Raw genomic sequence first — 16,105 nt, forward strand, 5'->3', positions numbered from 1 at the left:
CGGTCCCATTCCGAACCCGGAAGCTAAGACCCACAGCGCCGATGGTACTGCACCCGGGAGGGTGTGGGAGAGTAGGACACCGCCGGACACACATTAACGGGGAGCCCCGACCACCACGGTCGGGGCTCCACCCATTTAACCCACACACTCCAACACCGCACCCAGCACATGACCACGTTGATTGTCCGTGCGGTACACCAGGAGTTCCGTGATGGGCGCAATGGCATCCGCGAAGTCCAGGAGCACCAGTCTCGGGTCGTCGTTGAATTCGTCCTCCGCGATCACACCTATGCCCAGACCGGCGATCACGGCGGCGTGTACTGCTTCCCTGCTGTCCGTCTCGAGTACTTCGGTGGGCTGGAGTTGGGCCGTGGTGAGCGCCGTCTCAATCGAGCGGCGCGTGACCGAGCCGACCTCGCGAATGACCAGTGGATGGGTGACCAGGTCACGGAGCCGGATCACTTTGGTCCCGGCAAGGGGATGATCGTGCCGCACGAAGGCCACGAGATCCTGGGTGCCCAGCCGGCGGGCGGTAAGGTCCGGGTGGGGCGTTTCGTCAGCGATGATGCCGACGTCCACGGTTCCGGCCAGCACACGTTTGCGTATCTCTGCGGAGTTGCCGCTGACGAGTTGGATGCTGACTCCGGGGTTTCGCCTTCGGAAGGTACTCAGGACCCCCACAGCATTGATGGGTGCGTCGGTACCGAACCGCAGTTCACCCTGCATGATGTGGCGTGCCTTGGCCAGGACAGCCTCCGCTTCCATTTCTGCTGCAAACAGCTTGGACGTGACGTCAAACAGCTTGCGTCCCAATGCGGTCAACTCTACGGAACGGCCGGCTCGCTGCAGCAGGCGAACTTCGTGCTGCCGCTCCAGAAGACGGACTTGTTCCGATAGCGTCGGTTGGCTGACACCCGCTGCCGCTGCGGCTGCCACATAGCTGGCGTGGGTGGCGACGTAGTGGAAGGCCCGAAGATGCGTGAGATTCATAGGCATGGCCTAAGTCTTCTATAGATATGAGCGGCAGTTCCTATGTGTTGCCGGGCAAGGCCAGTACCGTCGTCGATGTGAAGAAAGAACCCCACGTCCTGGTGGTCGGCATGGACGGCGTCCGTTACGACTCCCTCAGGTCAGCAGGCAGCCCTGCTTTGGACCGGATCGCCGAGCATGGCTTCCTGGTCCCTGTCCGCGTCCACGCTAAGAACGCCACTATCTCCGGCCCCGTATGGGCCACCGTCGCCTCGGGCGTCCATGCCGACCGGCACGGAGTGACGGGCAACAGCCATCACCCTGCCGAGCTCGGCCGGTACCAGGACTTCACTGCGGTGCTTCGCTCGGCCCGTCCGGAGTTACAAACCATGGTCGCCGCCAGCTGGCACCCGCTGGCGGTCAGGACCGCGTGTGGACCGATCTTCTCCTCCGGCGGATGGGTGCCGACGCCGGACCCTGAAGAAGCGAACGACGCCGTCAGTTGGCTCCGTGCCGACGACGCCGTTGCGGACTACGCGTCGAGGCGTCTGGGAGCAGAGAACCTCGCGGTCTCTTTCGTGTACTTTGGCGAAGCCGACGTGGAAGCCCACAACCACGGAACAGGCGCTGGATACATTGCTGCCATTCAGCGCTGCGACTCCCGCCTGAACGGCCTCCTCGACGTGATCGACTCGCGGCCCAACCACCACATGGAGGACTGGACCGTCATTGTGGTTACCGACCATGGCCACCTCGACGCTGGCGGACATGGTGGTGAGAGCGAGGTTGAGCGCACGGCCTGGATCGCGGCCAGCGGTGCAAGCCTGCCCCAAGGGATCACAGCCGCGGACCACGCCGACATCTTCCATCAGGTCTTGGCCACTTTCGGTGTAACCCCGGATGGGGAGGTAGCAGAATCTGGGGGCGCCCCGTTCGGCGCAAGGCGGGGAGCAACGCAACGCCTGGCCCAGCGAGGGGGAGGCACCCGTTGACCGTTGCAGTGACGTTGGCTGTCCTGTTCGCGGCGCTCCTTCACAGCGCGTGGAATGCGATAGCCAAGGGCATCCCGGACCGGCTGGCGTCGTCCACGATGATCGCCCTGGCCTATCTGGTCTCCGGTGGACTAGGCGCTGTGGTCTGTGGAATTCCGCTGCAGGACTCATGGCCGTACGTCGTGGGTTCGGCAGTCCTTCAGACCTGCTATCTCATCCTGCTGACCACGTCCTATAAGCACGGCGACTTTTCCCAGGTCTATCCGCTGGCCCGCGGCCTTGCGGTCCTGCTGGTGACAGCAATTGCCACTACTTTCCTGGCCGAGGCATTGAGCCTGTGGCAGTTGGCCGGGGTGGCCGTCGTCGCGGGTTCGCTGCTGAGCCTGGCCCTGACCGGCCACGGCAAAGACGCCACCACAAACCGAAAGGCCACCACAAACCGAAAGGGCACCGCCTTCGCTGTACTGACAGGCGCGGCCATAGCTGCCTATACCTTGGTGGACGGCGTCGGAGTCCGCCAGTCCGGTGACCCGTTGGCCTACATTTCGTGGCTGTTCGTGTTCCAAGGCCTGCTGATCCCCCTTGTCTGCTGGGGCATGGCCGCGGACCGGCGCCGTTTCCCACAGCGGGTGGCACGCTACTGGAAACCGGGCTTCCTCGGGGGAGTGCTGTCCATGCTCGCCTACGGGATCGTGGTGTGGGCGCAGAGCCTGGCACCACTGGCTTTAGTGTCAGCGCTAAGGGAAACCAGCGTCCTGCTGGCAGGCCTCATCGGCGTCGTGTTTTTCAAGGAAAGGTTCAGTCGGCTGCGACTCACCCTGACGGTTGTAGCGGTGGCCGGCATCGCAGCCATCCAGTTGGGCTAGCCCGAGAAGAACTCCGACAACTCCGAGATCAGCTTGTCCGGAGCCTTGTTGGGGCCGTCGTGCCCGTAGCCGGCCAGTATGGTGTAACTCGACCCTGACAGGACGTCGTGGATTTGGCCGCAGGCAACACCGAAGTAGGCAGGGCTCTTTTCGCCCACTACGATCAGCGTTTCCAGGGGGAGTTCAAGGAATGGCTCAGCGGGCATGTCCGCGGCGATGACGGCTTTGATCTCCCGCACCCCGCTGGTCATGAGCTCGCGCATCTGTTTGCCCATGGGGGTGACCGCAGTCAGCTTGGTGGCCAGGGTTAGCATGGACAGGGGCATGCGCCCGAAGGCGCCTTCCGTTTCCACTCCCTTGATCAGTACGGCGAGGGCGCGATCGTAGTCCCCTGCAGCCGCCGCGCGTTCATATTCCGGCGCCCATTCGGCCTTGACGCTGTGGTTGACGGAAACAGCCGGATCATAGACAGCCAGCCGTTCCACCGGAAGCGTCCGCGCTGCGTGCAGTGCCACGGCACCTCCGAAGCTGTGCCCGAACACGTCCGTGCTGGAGGTGTGCTTCATGACAGCATCCAAGTCCCGGATGTCGGCCTCGAGCGTGTAATCCTCGGCCTGGGGGGAGGAGTCGCCGCGTCCACGCCGATTGAACGTGTGTACGGGCCGACCTAGGGATTCGCTGAGTTTCTGGGCGAAACGCGTGTAATCGGCGGCGGTGACCATGGAGGCCGGAACGACGACGACGCCCGAACCCGCCGCTGCCAGCTCACCACCGGTGGTGAGTACTTCGAGGTGTCCGCCGTCGTTGGTGATGATGATGTCGCGCGTCATGACTCGAGCCTAACCGAGCCACCTGAAAGCAGGCAGCATGCCGGCCCGTATGTGGAAAACCGTCAGCGCGTAAAGTACTCGGAAATATCGGAGACAAGTTCCTTGACCGCCGCCGGAACGGAGCCGTGGAAGCCCTTTGGCGAGACTTCCAAGGTGCTGCCGGGCACTGCCATGTTCAGGCGCGAGGCGGCGACTTTATAGAACTTCGGGCTCTTCTTACCCACCATGAAGTGCGTCGTGGGCGGCAAGACGGAGAAGTCCCGGGGCGTGTCGGCGGCTTCGAACGCTGCCTTGAGTTCGCCGACGCCCGATGGCATGAGGTCACGGAACAGCTTGTTGACTTTGGTACGTGAAACGATGGCCATCAACCCGGCCAGGATTGGTTCAGGGACCTTCGCGAGGGCAGTTCCCTGATTCATTCCACGCTTCATCCGGGCCATCGCCCGGCCTACTTCGCCCTTGTTAACGGCATCAGCGAACCCCTCGAGCCAGTCCGTGTCCATGCTCCCGTCAATATTCACGGCGGCGTCGTAGACCGCCAGCTTGTCCGGTTCGTGGCGGGTGCCCGCGAAAGCCTGGGCAGCGTTGAGGGCGACGGATCCGCCCAGGCTATGGCCCAGGATGTGGCGTGCGCCCGTAGCGTCCATGATGGTGCGGACATCGGCAATTTCCGTGGCCATGGAGTAGTCGTGCGGTTGTTCCGACGACTTTCCCCTCCCGCGGCGGTCGTAGACGTCCACGGCCCAGCCTTCACCAAGTCCCTTGGCCAGGGCGATCGAGAAGGGGCGGTAGATCAGGGCTGTGAGGAACGCGCCGCCGATAACAATCACCCGGCGTTCGCCGGGCGCGTCTTCCGCGCCGTAAGTGTATAAGGCGAGTTTGCCGCCGTCGTGCGTCCTGATGTTCCGTTCCCTCACCGAAACATCCTAGGGGGCAACGGCGCGCTGATCGACATGCTGGGTTGCTGACAGGAACCGGGCGACGCGGGCAGCGAGCCGCCGGCCCGGACGCAGGGGGCCTTCGTGGAATTGCAGCGGCACTATGGCGAACTCGATGGCAGGCACCGCCCCACTGAGCATGCGGCCGGTCTCGGCGAAGTATGAAGGGCTCCAGCCGCCGCTGAGCATGAGCGTTGGCGTGGAGAGCCTCATGAAGTCGTGAAGGTGGGCGTCGGCGTCCAGTACCGCACGCATTTCGGTGACCGCCGTGGGCAGCAAGGAACGCATTTCCAGCCCAAGCCGGGTCCGGGCAGACAATACGCTGAGCGTCCGCAACGCCCCCATGGGCAGGTAAGAGATCGGCCCGGCTGTACCCAGTCCCTGCACCAGGTGGGCCCACGCGTGATCCAGTTGCCCCGCCGTTACTGCTTCCTCAAGCTCAGGCCGCCACCTGCTGCTGAGATTGCCGGAAAGGGACACTGCAGCGTCGTACGTGACCAGGCGATTGATCTTGAAGCGTCGGGCGGCTTGCAGGGCCACGAACCCGCCGTAGCTGTGCGCCACAACATCATCGGATCCGCTCTTCTCCATGACCGTCTGGAGGTCCGCGATCTCCGTCTCCACCGAGTATCCAGGCGGCTGCGGAGCGGAATGCCCGCGGCCGCGGCGGTTGTAAGCGTGGACAGGGCGCCCCAGCATCACACTGAGCGTCCGCGCGAACGGCCAGTAAAGGGAGTCGGTCACCAATGTGCCATGGACAAGTACGACGCCGGCCGGTTCAGCGGGTGCCTTGGACCCCGGGATTGCCGCAACCGACGCTGGCCGGAAGGTGTGCACCTCAAGCTGCCCACCGCCGTCGTTCGTTTCAACCGTCCATGTCTCCACAGCCCGAGTCTATGCGTTCCCCGGATCCCGGGGCCCGGAAGTGAAGACCCGTAATCAACGGTAAACTTAAGGACTGTGACTTCCGCAAACACCCCAGCCCCGAACACCTCCGCAGAACCCGTCGATGCCAGCGAGCAAATGCGCATCCGTATGGAGAAGCGCGCCAAGCTGATCGAGCGCGGCACGGAGGCCTATCCGGTGGGTGTTGAGCGAACCCACTCCCTCAGCGAAATCCGCGAAAAATATGCGCACCTCGAAGCCGACGAGACCACGGGCGACACCGTGGGCGTCACCGGGCGCGTCGTGTTCGTCCGCAACACCGGCAAGTTGTGCTTCGCCACGCTCCAGGAAGGCGGCGTGGACGGCAAGGGCGTCCGGCTGCAGGCGATGCTTAGCCTGGCCAACGTCGGTGAGGAAGCGCTCGCCGATTGGAAGGCCCTGGTTGACCTGGGCGACCACGTGTTCATCAAGGGCGAGGTCATTTCCTCACGCCGCGGCGAACTGTCCGTGATGGCGGATTCCTGGTCGATGGCCTCCAAGGCGCTGCGTCCGCTCCCGGTCCTGCACGCGGAACTGAACGAAGAAACCCGTGTTCGCCAGCGCTACGTGGACCTCATGGTCCGCGATGAAGCCCGCGAAATGGTCTACAAGCGGGCCGCCATCACCCGCTCGGTCCGCGACACGCTGGACCGTCACGGCTATGTGGAGGTGGAGACACCCATCCTGCAGCTGGTCCACGGTGGCGCTACGGCCCGTCCGTTCGAAACGCACATGAACGCGTTCGACCAGAAGATGACCCTGCGCATTGCCACTGAGCTGTTCCTGAAGCGGGCCGTTGTTGGCGGCATCGACCGCGTGTACGACATGGGACGCGTCTTCCGCAACGAAGGCGTGGACTCCACGCACAGTCCGGAATTCACCACGCTCGAGTGCTACGAAGCCTGGGCGGACCAGTTCGTCATGGCAGAGCGCATGAAGGAAATCATCCTCAACGTCGCCGACGTCGTTGGCACGCGCACCATCCAGACCGATGCCGGTGAGATTAACCTCGACGGCGAATGGGCTTGGATTTCGGTGTACCCGGGTATCTCCGAAGCGGTGGGTGTGGAAATCACACCGGACACTACTGTGGATGAGCTGCTTGCCATCGCGGCCAAGCACGAGGTCAAGGTGGACCCCAAGTGGGACGCCGAGAAGATCGTGGTTGAGTTGTTCGGCGAGATCGTGGAACCCACCTTGCTGAACCCCACGTTCGTCTACGACTACCCGCCCTCCGCGCAGCCGCTGGCCCGTCCGCACCGCGAAGACGGCCGGCTCATCGAGGCCTGGGACCTGATCATTGGCGGGATGGAACGCGGAACGGCGTTCTCGGAACTCATTGACCCTGTCATCCAGCGTGAGCGGCTTACGGAGCAGTCACGCCGTTCGGCTGCGGGTGATGAGGAAGCCATGCAGCTGGACGAAGACTTCCTCCGCGCCCTTGAATACGGTGCTCCGCCCATGGGTGGCATCGGACTCGGCATCGACCGCCTGGTGATGCTGTTCACGGGCGCAGGGATCCGTGAAACCATCCTGTTCCCCTTGCTGAAGCCCGAAGGACACTGATCATGGAGTACATCGCAGTCCTGGCGCCGTCGGTGGTTGTTGGATTGATCTTTTGGTTTGCCATGAAGTCAATCTTCAATGCCGACAAATCGGAGCGTCAGGCGGAAGCCCGCGCCCAGGCGGAAGCGAATTCGAAAAATGTTGGCCCGGCATCCGAAGGTCCTGCCACTAAATAGCCCCCTAAATGGGTTCCCATCACGGATGAATCCATTTGTGCTTTGACGTGCGTGCTTGCCGTGAACGATAATCAACAAAGGAATCCGGGGAATTTCTGATTATCCAACCCTCCAAAAGAGAGGCAACTCATGGCACAGAAAGTAAAAATCATCCTCGTCGATGACCTGGATGAAGGGGCTGCGGACGAAACTGTCCGATTCGGCCTTGATGGCGTCAGTTACGAGATGGACTTGTCCACCGCAAACGCTGCTTCGCTTCGGAAGGCCCTGGAACCGTACGTGGCCAAGGCCAGGAAGACTTCATCCGGCCGAGCCACCCGCGGTCGCGCGACAGCGGCCCGCAGCCAGGATTCCGCACAGATCAGGCAGTGGGCCCGTGATAACGGTTACACGGTGAACAGTCGCGGACGTATTCAGGCTGAAATTCAGGAAGCGTACCAAAAGGCCAATTCCTGATTCATCGCTTCAACGCCCCGGCAGCCACTGCCGGGGCATTGATGTTTTAAGCGGCAGTATGTGGGGGTGCCCGCGGCGCCGCAACCATGGAATATTCTGTGAATCTCGAGCTGCCTGAGTAGCCGGGATTAGGGGCTGCTAATCGGCCCGACAAAGCCGCGTTCAGATACCGCTATTGAATACTCCCGGCCCGCGGTCATCGGCAGGAGTGGGAAGCGGTGCGGCAGCATGCCACCGCAGGACGCCCGGGTCAAGGGGAAGTGTCCGTTTTATTCCGCAACCCCGTCATGTTTCCCCTGTGGCGAACACGCCCCAAAAGTGCTGCTCCGGCACGTAGCATCAAAGTACGTCGTAGCTAGGAGTGTGGCGAAATGTTTGAGAGATTTACGGACCGTGCCCGTCGCGTGGTCGTCCTTGCCCAAGAAGAGGCACGGATGCTCAACCACAATTACATCGGTACCGAGCACATCCTCTTGGGTCTGATCCACGAGGGTGAAGGCGTTGCAGCCAAAGCGCTCGAGTCCCTGAGCATTTCGCTCGATGGTGTTCGCGAGCAGGTGCAGGAGATCATCGGCCAGGGGCAGCAGGCTCCATCCGGTCATATCCCCTTCACCCCGCGTGCCAAGAAGGTGCTTGAGCTCTCGCTCCGCGAAGCACTGCAGCTCGGCCACAATTACATCGGTACTGAGCACATCCTGCTCGGCCTCATTCGCGAAGGCGAAGGCGTGGCCGCACAGGTGCTGGTGAAGCTCGGCGCAGACCTCAACAGGGTCCGCCAGCAGGTCATCCAGCTGCTCTCCGGCTACCAGGGCAAGGAAACCGCCGGCAGCGGTTCCGGCCAGGGCCAGCCGGAAGGTACCCCCGCCGGTTCGGTGGTGCTTGACCAGTTCGGACGCAACCTCACCCAGGCTGCCCGCGAGAACAAGCTCGATCCCGTGATCGGCCGCGAGCAGGAGATGGAACGCGTCATGCAGGTCCTCTCCCGCCGCACCAAGAACAACCCTGTTCTGATCGGTGAGCCCGGCGTCGGTAAGACTGCCGTCGTCGAAGGCCTCGCCCAGGCGATCGTCCGCGGCGACGTCCCGGAAACCATCAAGGACAAGCAGCTGTACACGCTTGACCTCGGTTCACTGGTTGCCGGTTCCCGCTATCGCGGTGACTTCGAAGAGCGCCTGAAGAAGGTCCTCAAGGAAATCCGCACCCGCGGCGACATCATCCTCTTCATTGACGAGATCCACACCCTCGTTGGAGCAGGTGCTGCCGAAGGCGCCATCGATGCTGCGTCCATCCTCAAGCCGATGCTTGCCCGTGGCGAACTCCAGACCATCGGTGCCACCACGCTGGACGAGTACCGTAAGCACATCGAGAAGGATGCCGCTCTTGAGCGTCGTTTCCAGCCGATCCAGGTCAAGGAACCTTCTGTTGCGCACGCGATCGAGATTCTTAAGGGCCTGCGCGACCGGTACGAGGCACACCACCGCGTAACGATCACCGACGGCGCCCTGGCCTCTGCCGCGCAGCTGGCCGAACGTTACATCTCGGACCGCTTCCTGCCGGACAAGGCGATCGACCTTATCGATGAAGCCGGAGCCCGCCTGCGCATCCGCCGCATGACCGCTCCGCCGGAGCTCAAGGCCATGGACGAGCGCATTGCAGACGTGAAGATGGAGAAGGAATCCGCCATCGACGCCCAGGACTTTGAGGGTGCTGCCTCGCTGCGCGACAAGGAGCAGAAGCTCATTGCCGAACGCGCGGAGAAGGAGCGCAACTGGAAGTCCGGCGGCATGGACGACATCTCCGAGGTTGACGAGGACCTGATCGCTGAAGTTCTTGCGAACTCCACTGGCATCCCGGTCTTCAAGCTCACCGAGGAAGAGTCCTCGCGGCTGCTCAAGATGGAAGACGAACTGCACAAGCGTGTCGTCGGCCAGAACGAGGCCATCAAGGCCCTGTCCCAGGCAATCCGCCGTACCCGTGCCGGCCTGAAGGATCCCAAGCGTCCAGGTGGCTCGTTCATCTTCGCCGGCCCCACGGGCGTCGGAAAGACCGAGCTTGCCAAGGCTCTTGCAGAGTTCCTGTTCGGTGAAGAGGACGCCCTCATCACGCTGGACATGTCCGAGTACTCCGAGAAGCACACGGTTTCGCGTCTCTTCGGTGCACCTCCGGGCTACGTCGGCTATGAAGAGGGTGGCCAGCTGACTGAGAAGGTCCGCAGGCGTCCGTTCTCCGTGGTCCTGTTCGATGAAGTTGAGAAGGCCCACGCGGACCTCTTCAACTCCCTCCTGCAGATTCTGGAAGACGGCCGTTTGACCGACTCCCAGGGCCGCGTGGTGGACTTCAAGAACACCGTGATCATCATGACCACCAACCTTGGTACCCGCGACATCTCCAAGAGCGTGGCCACGGGCTTCCAGTCCGGCACGGACACCCAGACCGGCTACAACCGGATGCGCGCCCGGGTTACGGAAGAGCTGAAGCAGCACTTCCGCCCCGAGTTCCTCAACCGTGTTGACGACGTCGTGGTGTTCCCGCAGCTGACGCAGGACGAGATCATCGAGATCGTGGACCTGTTCGTGACCCGCCTGGAGCGCCGCCTCAAGGACAAGGACATGGGCATCGAGCTCACGCCCGCCGCCAAGGTTCTGTTGGCCACACGTGGTTACGATCCCGCCATGGGTGCCCGGCCGTTGCGCCGCACCATCCAGCGCGAGATCGAAGACCAGCTGTCCGAGAAGATCCTGTTCGGCGACATCCACCCAGGCGACATCGTTGTGGTTGACGTCGAGGGCGAAGGCGACGACGCAAAGTTCACCTTTGAGGGCAACGCCAAGCCGCGCATCCCGGAGATCGCTCCGACCGCGTAAGGCAGAGGCTACGACGTAAAGGACCCCGTCCATTCCGAAAGGAGTGGGCGGGGTCCTGCGTTGTGCGCCCCCTTCTGGGTTTTCCGTTCACCTCATGGCCCTAGAGTGGGTTCCTAGGCTCAATAGCTGTACAAAACCCGGGGGAGATAGACATGCGCGTACTCATGGTGGCACCAGGCACGCGAGGAGACGTGGTTCCGATGACTGGCCTGGGGCACCGCCTGCAGGGCGTGGGCTACGAGGTCGCCATAGCCGCCAACCCGGCCTACGCGCCACTGGTGGTGGAATCAGGGTGCGAGTTCCGGCCACTGCCGGGAAACCTCGCTGAGCTGATCAAGCATCCCGCGCCTGGGGCCAAGGCATCAGCCGGGAACGTGTTCTCCTCCTGGAAGAAGCTCGGCGAGTACATGGACAATGCGGCGACGGGGACGTTGGCGGCAGCCGAGGCCGGCGCGGACGTGATCCTCGCCAACTCGGTGGCGCCGTACGCTTACGACGTTGCTGAGGCCTTCGGGATTCCGGCGATCGGCGCCCATCTGCAGCCGACGGAGCCCAGTGCGGCCTATCCTCCTGTCCTGATGAACTCGGCCCGCAGCCTCGGCCCCATGGGAAACAAGATCATAGGGGAGCGGGCCTCCGCTGGCCCGGCCCCTTATGACGGACCCAGCGCGCGGCTTCGCAGGGAACTGGGCCTGCGCAAGGAAAGCCGTGCGGCCGGGGAGCGTCGTCGAAGGAAGGCGCACGCAACAGTGCTTTACGGCATCAGCCCATCGGTACTGCCCACGCCGGGTGATTGGCATCCAGGTTTGGTGATGGCAGGGTACTGGTGGCCCGCTGGAAACCCCGACTGGCAGCCGCCCGCGGATCTTGTGGACTTCCTGGCGGATGGCCCCCCGCCGGTCTTCGTGGGTTTCGGCAGCAGCGCCGACATCGATCCTGGCTTCATTCTGGACGCTACCCGTCGTGCCGGCACAAGGGCCGTTGTGCAGGGCGTTGAGGGTTACTTGGGGGATGACGCAATCGGCGTCGGGAGTGTTCCGCACGAGTGGCTTTTTCCCCGCATGTCGGTTGTAGTTCACCACGCGGGTGCTGGAACCACCGCGGCGGGTCTGCGGGCTGGCGTTCCCACTGTGGGTGTTCCTGTGTACACAGACCAACCGTTGTGGGCTTCGCGCGTGGCAGCCCTCGGCGCCGGCCCCCAGCCGATTCCGTATAAGAAGCTGACTCCGGACCGCCTTGGTGAGGCAATAAGGGAAGCCAGCACCACGCCGTCGTACGCGCACCATGCCAAGAGCGTGGCCACGGCCCTATCGACGGAAGACGGAACCGCGGCTGTGGTCAAGGCGTTGCGGAATATCTGAAAGTACTGTTTCACTGTCAGTGAACCACTCTGTGATTGGGAGCACATTCCGTGTTGAATCAGATCATGGACTCAGCTGACACTCATACCTCGGGCCACCAGCCCGAAACTCCTTTTCACGACCTTGACCACTACCTCTCCATCCCTCGGGTCGGTGGCCTCTCCCTTAGCCCGGACGGAACGCGACTGGTCACCACAGTGACCACGCTCAATGGCAAGGGAACCGAGTTCGCCAACGCACTTTGGGAGATCGATCCGACGGGACAGCGCCCGTCGCGCCGGATCACGCGCAGTTCCAAGGGAGAAGCGGGCGCGGTCTTCGCCTCCACTGGCGACCTCTACTTCACGTCGGCACGCCCGGACCCGGAAAGCCCCGACGCTGACCCCGTCAACGCGCTGTGGCTGTTGCCCGCCGGCGGAGGAGAAGCCCGCGTGGTGCACTCCCGCTCCGGTGGTATCAGTTCCGTTATGGCCGCGAAGGACGTGGACGCAACCTTCATCAACGCGGAGGTCCTGGCTGGATCCTCGGACGAGGATAACGATGAGGAACGCCGTAAGGCCCGCAAGGACAACAAGGTATCGGCCATCCTGCACAGTGGCTACCCGGTCCGCTACTGGGACGCTGACCTGGGTCCGGCCGAGCCGCGGCTCTTCGCCGTGGAACAGGGCGAGGACAAGGAGCCCGGCAAGCCTTCCACCGTTGACGCCGCGCCGTCGCTCAAACTCCGCAACCTGACGCCCGGAGTCGGCGGTTCGCTGCGCGAAGCCAAGACAGTGGTGAGTCCGGACGGCAAGACCATCTACACAAGCTTGACCAAAGCGCTCGCGAAAGCCGACAGCCGCGAGGTGCTCGCCGCCGTCGACGTCGCTACCGGCAACGTCAAGGTGCTCCTGGACCACGAAGGCATGAGCTACTTTCCGGGACCCGTCAGCCCGGACAGCCGCACGCTGGTGGTTGAAAGCGAAAGCGACACCACCCCCACGCAGGCTCCGCAAGTGAAACTGCATCTGCTCAATGTCGCCGACGGCGAGACCACGGATCTGGAGCCGCTGGCACACCAGTGGGACCGCTGGGCTACTGCGCTGGCCTGGCTCCCTGACGGCAGCGCCATACTCGCGAAAGCGGACGACGACGGCGCGTCGCCGGTTTTCCGGCTTGACGTCGCCGACGGTGGCGTTACCCGGGTGACGAAGGACTCCGCAGCCTATTCCGACGTCGTGGTGTCACCCGACGGGGCTATGGCGTATGCGCTGCGGAGTTCGTACGAGTTCCCGCCCGAAGCAGTGCGGATTGACCTCGCCACCGGAGAGGCGGTTCGCCTGCCGGCGCCGGCGGAGAGGCCTGTCCACAAGGGCCGGCTGGAGCGGGTCGAGACCACGGCAGAGGACGGCTCCCGCGTGCCCGCTTATCTTGCACTGCCCGAGGGCGCCTCCGAAGAAGCCCCGGCCCCGCTCCTGCTCTGGATCCACGGCGGACCCCTCGGTTCGTGGAACGCCTGGACGTGGCGTTGGAATCCGTGGCTGCTGGTGGCCAAGGGTTATGCCGTGCTGCTCCCCGATCCTGCGCTTTCTACCGGCTACGGGCAGGAGTTCATCCAGCGCGGCTGGGGCGAGTGGGGCAAGAAGCCGTACACGGACCTCATGGCCATCACGGACGCGGTAGTGGAACGGCCTGACATCGACGGGTCCCGGACCGCTGCGATGGGCGGATCCTTCGGTGGCTACATGGCCAACTGGGTGGCAGGCCAGACCGACCGTTTCAAGGCAATCGTCACGCACGCAAGCCTGTGGGCACTGGACCAGTTCGGCCCCACCACTGATGCGGCGCAATATTGGCTGAAGGAAATGACCGAGGAGATGGCGATGGAGAACTCGCCGCACCTGAACGTCGGCAACATCAGGACGCCCATGCTGGTGATCCACGGCGACAAGGACTACCGGGTGCCGATCGGCGAAGGCCTGAGGCTTTGGTACGAGCTCCTCTCCTCATCCCAGCTGCCCGCTGACGACAACGGCCAGAGCCCGCACCGATTCCTCTACTTCCCGGACGAGAACCACTGGGTGCTCCAGCCGCAGCACGCCAAGGTTTGGTACGGGGTTGTGGAGCACTTCCTGGCCAAGCAGGTGCTGGGGGAGGACGTAGCGTTGCCTGAGGAACTGGGGGTCTAGGGGCAACGGTGCTGGATCAGCCGGCTGAGGTGCGCCTGATGTCGGTGGCGTAGGCGTCAAGGACGTCAAAGATGCCGCGGTGTTGCCACACTCGTTTGCGGCCGCGTCCAGACGCTTCAGTTAGTACGCCACGTTCCGTCAGGGCATCGAGTGCGCGCAATGCCGCCATCTCGCCGAGTCCAAGCTCAGTCATGAGGTACTTCGTGTTCACGGCGGGCTGGCCGATCAGCGCGGGGAGCACCCTCCATGCCGCTGCGTCTGAGCGCAGGCCGGAGATCTTCGCGCGGGACTCCTCAAGCTGGGCCGCCAGCTCGTCGACCAACCGTGATCCGGTGATAGCCGCCGTGCGGGCCGCCCTGGCGAATTCGCGGACGATGGGTCCTGCATCTCCTTGCCGAAATGCGCCCAATGCCGAAAAGTAGCGCGATGTGTCCACGAGGAGGCCCGCCGAGATTGGCACCGCGGTGGAGCTCACCAGGCCTTTGTTGCGGAGGACCGACTGAGCCAAGGCGCGCCCCGTCCGGCCATTCCCGTCGGGGAACGGGTGGATCGTTTCGAACTGGGCATGGCTGACGGCGACCTGGACGAGTACGGAGATGTCCTGGCGCTGGATGAACCCCACCAGATCCGTGATCGCATCGTGAATCCGGCTATGGTGCGGAGCGACGAACTCGGCCATCCTCGGCCCGGCCTGGCCAGGGCCGATCCACACCTGCTCGTCCCGGAAGCGTCCGGCGCCAGAAGGATCGAAGCCACGCTGGTGCAGCATGAGAGCCTTGTGCATCGCCAGGATGGAGTCCTCGCTGATGTTGTCAGCCAGTTGAAGGGCCGCCTCCATGGCGCGGACGTTGCCTATAACGGTCAGGGCGTTGACTTTGTCGCCCTCGCCAATCTCTGCCAGGGCCAGCTGCTTCGCCGATGTGGTGAGCTGTTCGATTTGTGAGCTGGAGGCCGATTCGGTGCGCAGCAGGATAGCCGTCATGGGTCCGAGAGCGGGGTTCTTTATGCCAAGTGTGCGCTGGGCGTGGTTATCGAAGTCCACCAGCTGGCGGGTCGCGTCTTCGATGTCGGCGGAATCCTCGGCGGAGACACTCGGAGTCCACGTCGCGATCGACGCCGTGACTGCAGCGTCGTACGGGCCGGTCTGCCGCTCGACCTCTGCCCTTGAATACATCCCGGGCGCGCGCGGGTTCCATTCGAACCTCTCAAGCGAAATCGGTTCGACGGGTATGCGCGAGTCGGGAAGTGTTGACATGCCAACACCTTACCAACACTTATCTAGATAAGTGTTGGTAAGGTACCGGGCTTCCTGCGGATGAAAGTGAGTGCCGGGCTTCGCCTCGCTAGTATGGGGGAGTGGATTCGACCTTCAGCCTTCGCCCTGCCCGCACCAGCGATGTGGCGGCGATCAAGAGGCTTGTCGCTCCTTTGGCTGAGGAGCGGATCCTCATGGCCAAGGAGACGGTGGCGTACTACGAGAGCCTGCAGGAATTCCGGATTGCCGAGTCCGACGCCGGCGAGGTGATTGGGTGCGGCGCCTTGCACGTCATGTGGGAAGACCTGGCTGAGATCCGTACGTTGGCCGCAGCCGATTCCTGGCGTGGCCGCGGCGTGGGCCATGTCCTGGTGGAGAACCTGCTGGAAGAGGCAAAGGCGCTGGGAGTGAGCCGGGTGTTCTGCCTGACGTTCGAGGTGGACTTCTTCAAGCGCCACGGCTTTGAAGTCATGGCGGACCAATCGGCAGTTGATCCGCAGGTGTATTCGGAGCTTCTGCGCTCGCATGACGAAGGCGTGGCCGAGTTCCTGGACCTTGCCCGCGTGAAGCCCAACACCTTGGGCAATACCCGCATGATCAAGCAGCTTTAGCCAGCGCCCAACCCCCTCTCAGGCCTTGGGTTCGATGCTCCGCTGAGCCCTGCCCGATTATGCGTGATTTATTACCTCTTCTCTTATCTAAAGTTGATGGATAAACTGATAAAGGCTTGCTGGGGAAGC

14 protein-coding genes and 1 rRNA gene are annotated in these 16,105 nt (G+C 63.3%); 10 read left to right on the top strand and 5 right to left on the bottom strand.

The annotated features are described in order from the left end of the window. A 5S ribosomal RNA gene (rrf, locus tag AC5RU9_RS08405) occupies nt 1-88 on the top strand; the annotation flags it as partial. Between the two features lie 47 nt (nt 89-135). Here the strand turns inward: rrf and AC5RU9_RS08410 are convergent. Then, nucleotides 136-996, bottom strand: coding sequence for a LysR substrate-binding domain-containing protein (locus AC5RU9_RS08410; protein WP_494016076.1), 861 nt, complete (start codon nt 994-996; stop codon nt 136-138). Between the two features lie 20 nt (nt 997-1,016). Between AC5RU9_RS08410 and AC5RU9_RS08415 the strand changes: the two genes are divergently transcribed. Continuing rightward, nucleotides 1,017-1,961, top strand: a complete 945-nt coding sequence (locus tag AC5RU9_RS08415) for an alkaline phosphatase family protein (RefSeq protein WP_494016077.1) — start codon at nt 1,017-1,019, stop codon at nt 1,959-1,961. Beyond that, nucleotides 1,958-2,827, top strand: coding sequence for an EamA family transporter (locus AC5RU9_RS08420; protein WP_494016078.1), 870 nt, complete (start codon nt 1,958-1,960; stop codon nt 2,825-2,827). Before AC5RU9_RS08415 ends, AC5RU9_RS08420 begins: the two co-directional genes overlap by 4 nt. On the opposite strand, the gene AC5RU9_RS08425 is transcribed toward AC5RU9_RS08420, so the two are convergent. From AC5RU9_RS08425 to AC5RU9_RS08435, 3 genes are all read right to left on the bottom strand, one after another. Further along, nucleotides 2,824-3,657, bottom strand: coding sequence for an alpha/beta fold hydrolase (locus AC5RU9_RS08425; RefSeq protein ID WP_211711049.1), 834 nt, complete (start codon nt 3,655-3,657; stop codon nt 2,824-2,826). The genes AC5RU9_RS08420 and AC5RU9_RS08425 overlap by 4 nt on opposite strands. 62 nt (nt 3,658-3,719) lie before the next feature. Continuing rightward, the gene (locus AC5RU9_RS08430) at nt 3,720-4,574 is read right to left on the bottom strand and encodes an alpha/beta fold hydrolase (protein WP_494016079.1); all 855 of its coding nucleotides are present in this window, start codon (nt 4,572-4,574) and stop codon (nt 3,720-3,722) included. Between the two features lie 9 nt (nt 4,575-4,583). After that, on the bottom strand, nt 4,584-5,480 hold the full coding sequence (locus tag AC5RU9_RS08435; protein WP_494016080.1) for an alpha/beta fold hydrolase: 897 nt from the start codon (nt 5,478-5,480) through the stop codon (nt 4,584-4,586). A 75-nt stretch (nt 5,481-5,555) separates the two neighbouring features. Between AC5RU9_RS08435 and lysS the strand changes: the two genes are divergently transcribed. The 6 genes from lysS (at nt 5,556) to AC5RU9_RS08465 (ending at nt 14,110) form a co-directional block, all read left to right on the top strand. Then, nucleotides 5,556-7,085, top strand: coding sequence for a lysine--tRNA ligase (lysS, locus tag AC5RU9_RS08440; protein ID WP_309995396.1), 1,530 nt, complete (start codon nt 5,556-5,558; stop codon nt 7,083-7,085). A gap of 2 nt (nt 7,086-7,087) precedes the next feature. Further along, complete coding sequence (locus AC5RU9_RS08445; RefSeq protein ID WP_211711045.1) at nt 7,088-7,261, top strand: hypothetical protein; 174 nt, start codon at nt 7,088-7,090, stop codon at nt 7,259-7,261. Nucleotides 7,262-7,390: 129 nt separating this feature from the next. After that, a complete protein-coding gene (locus AC5RU9_RS08450; protein ID WP_211711044.1) occupies nt 7,391-7,717 on the top strand; it encodes a histone-like nucleoid-structuring protein Lsr2 in 327 nt (108 codons plus the stop codon). Nucleotides 7,718-8,088: 371 nt separating this feature from the next. Then, complete coding sequence (locus AC5RU9_RS08455) at nt 8,089-10,581, top strand: ATP-dependent Clp protease ATP-binding subunit (RefSeq protein ID WP_211711043.1); 2,493 nt, start codon at nt 8,089-8,091, stop codon at nt 10,579-10,581. 152 nt (nt 10,582-10,733) lie between these two features. Then, complete coding sequence (locus AC5RU9_RS08460) at nt 10,734-11,942, top strand: glycosyltransferase (protein ID WP_494016081.1); 1,209 nt, start codon at nt 10,734-10,736, stop codon at nt 11,940-11,942. Between the two features lie 65 nt (nt 11,943-12,007). Next, nucleotides 12,008-14,110 (top strand): S9 family peptidase, encoded by a 2,103-nt coding sequence (locus AC5RU9_RS08465; RefSeq protein ID WP_494016082.1) that lies wholly within the window; start codon nt 12,008-12,010, stop codon nt 14,108-14,110. A 16-nt stretch (nt 14,111-14,126) separates the two neighbouring features. Here the strand turns inward: AC5RU9_RS08465 and AC5RU9_RS08470 are convergent, their stop codons facing one another. Then, nucleotides 14,127-15,365 (bottom strand): Fic family protein, encoded by a 1,239-nt coding sequence (locus tag AC5RU9_RS08470; RefSeq protein ID WP_494016083.1) that lies wholly within the window; start codon nt 15,363-15,365, stop codon nt 14,127-14,129. A gap of 101 nt (nt 15,366-15,466) precedes the next feature. Between AC5RU9_RS08470 and AC5RU9_RS08475 the strand changes: the two genes are divergently transcribed. Continuing rightward, the gene (locus tag AC5RU9_RS08475) at nt 15,467-15,976 is read left to right on the top strand and encodes an amino-acid N-acetyltransferase (protein ID WP_211711039.1); all 510 of its coding nucleotides are present in this window, start codon (nt 15,467-15,469) and stop codon (nt 15,974-15,976) included. Nucleotides 15,977-16,105 lie beyond the last annotated feature (129 nt).

This window comes from Arthrobacter sp. B0316-5-4 (assembly GCF_059090325.1).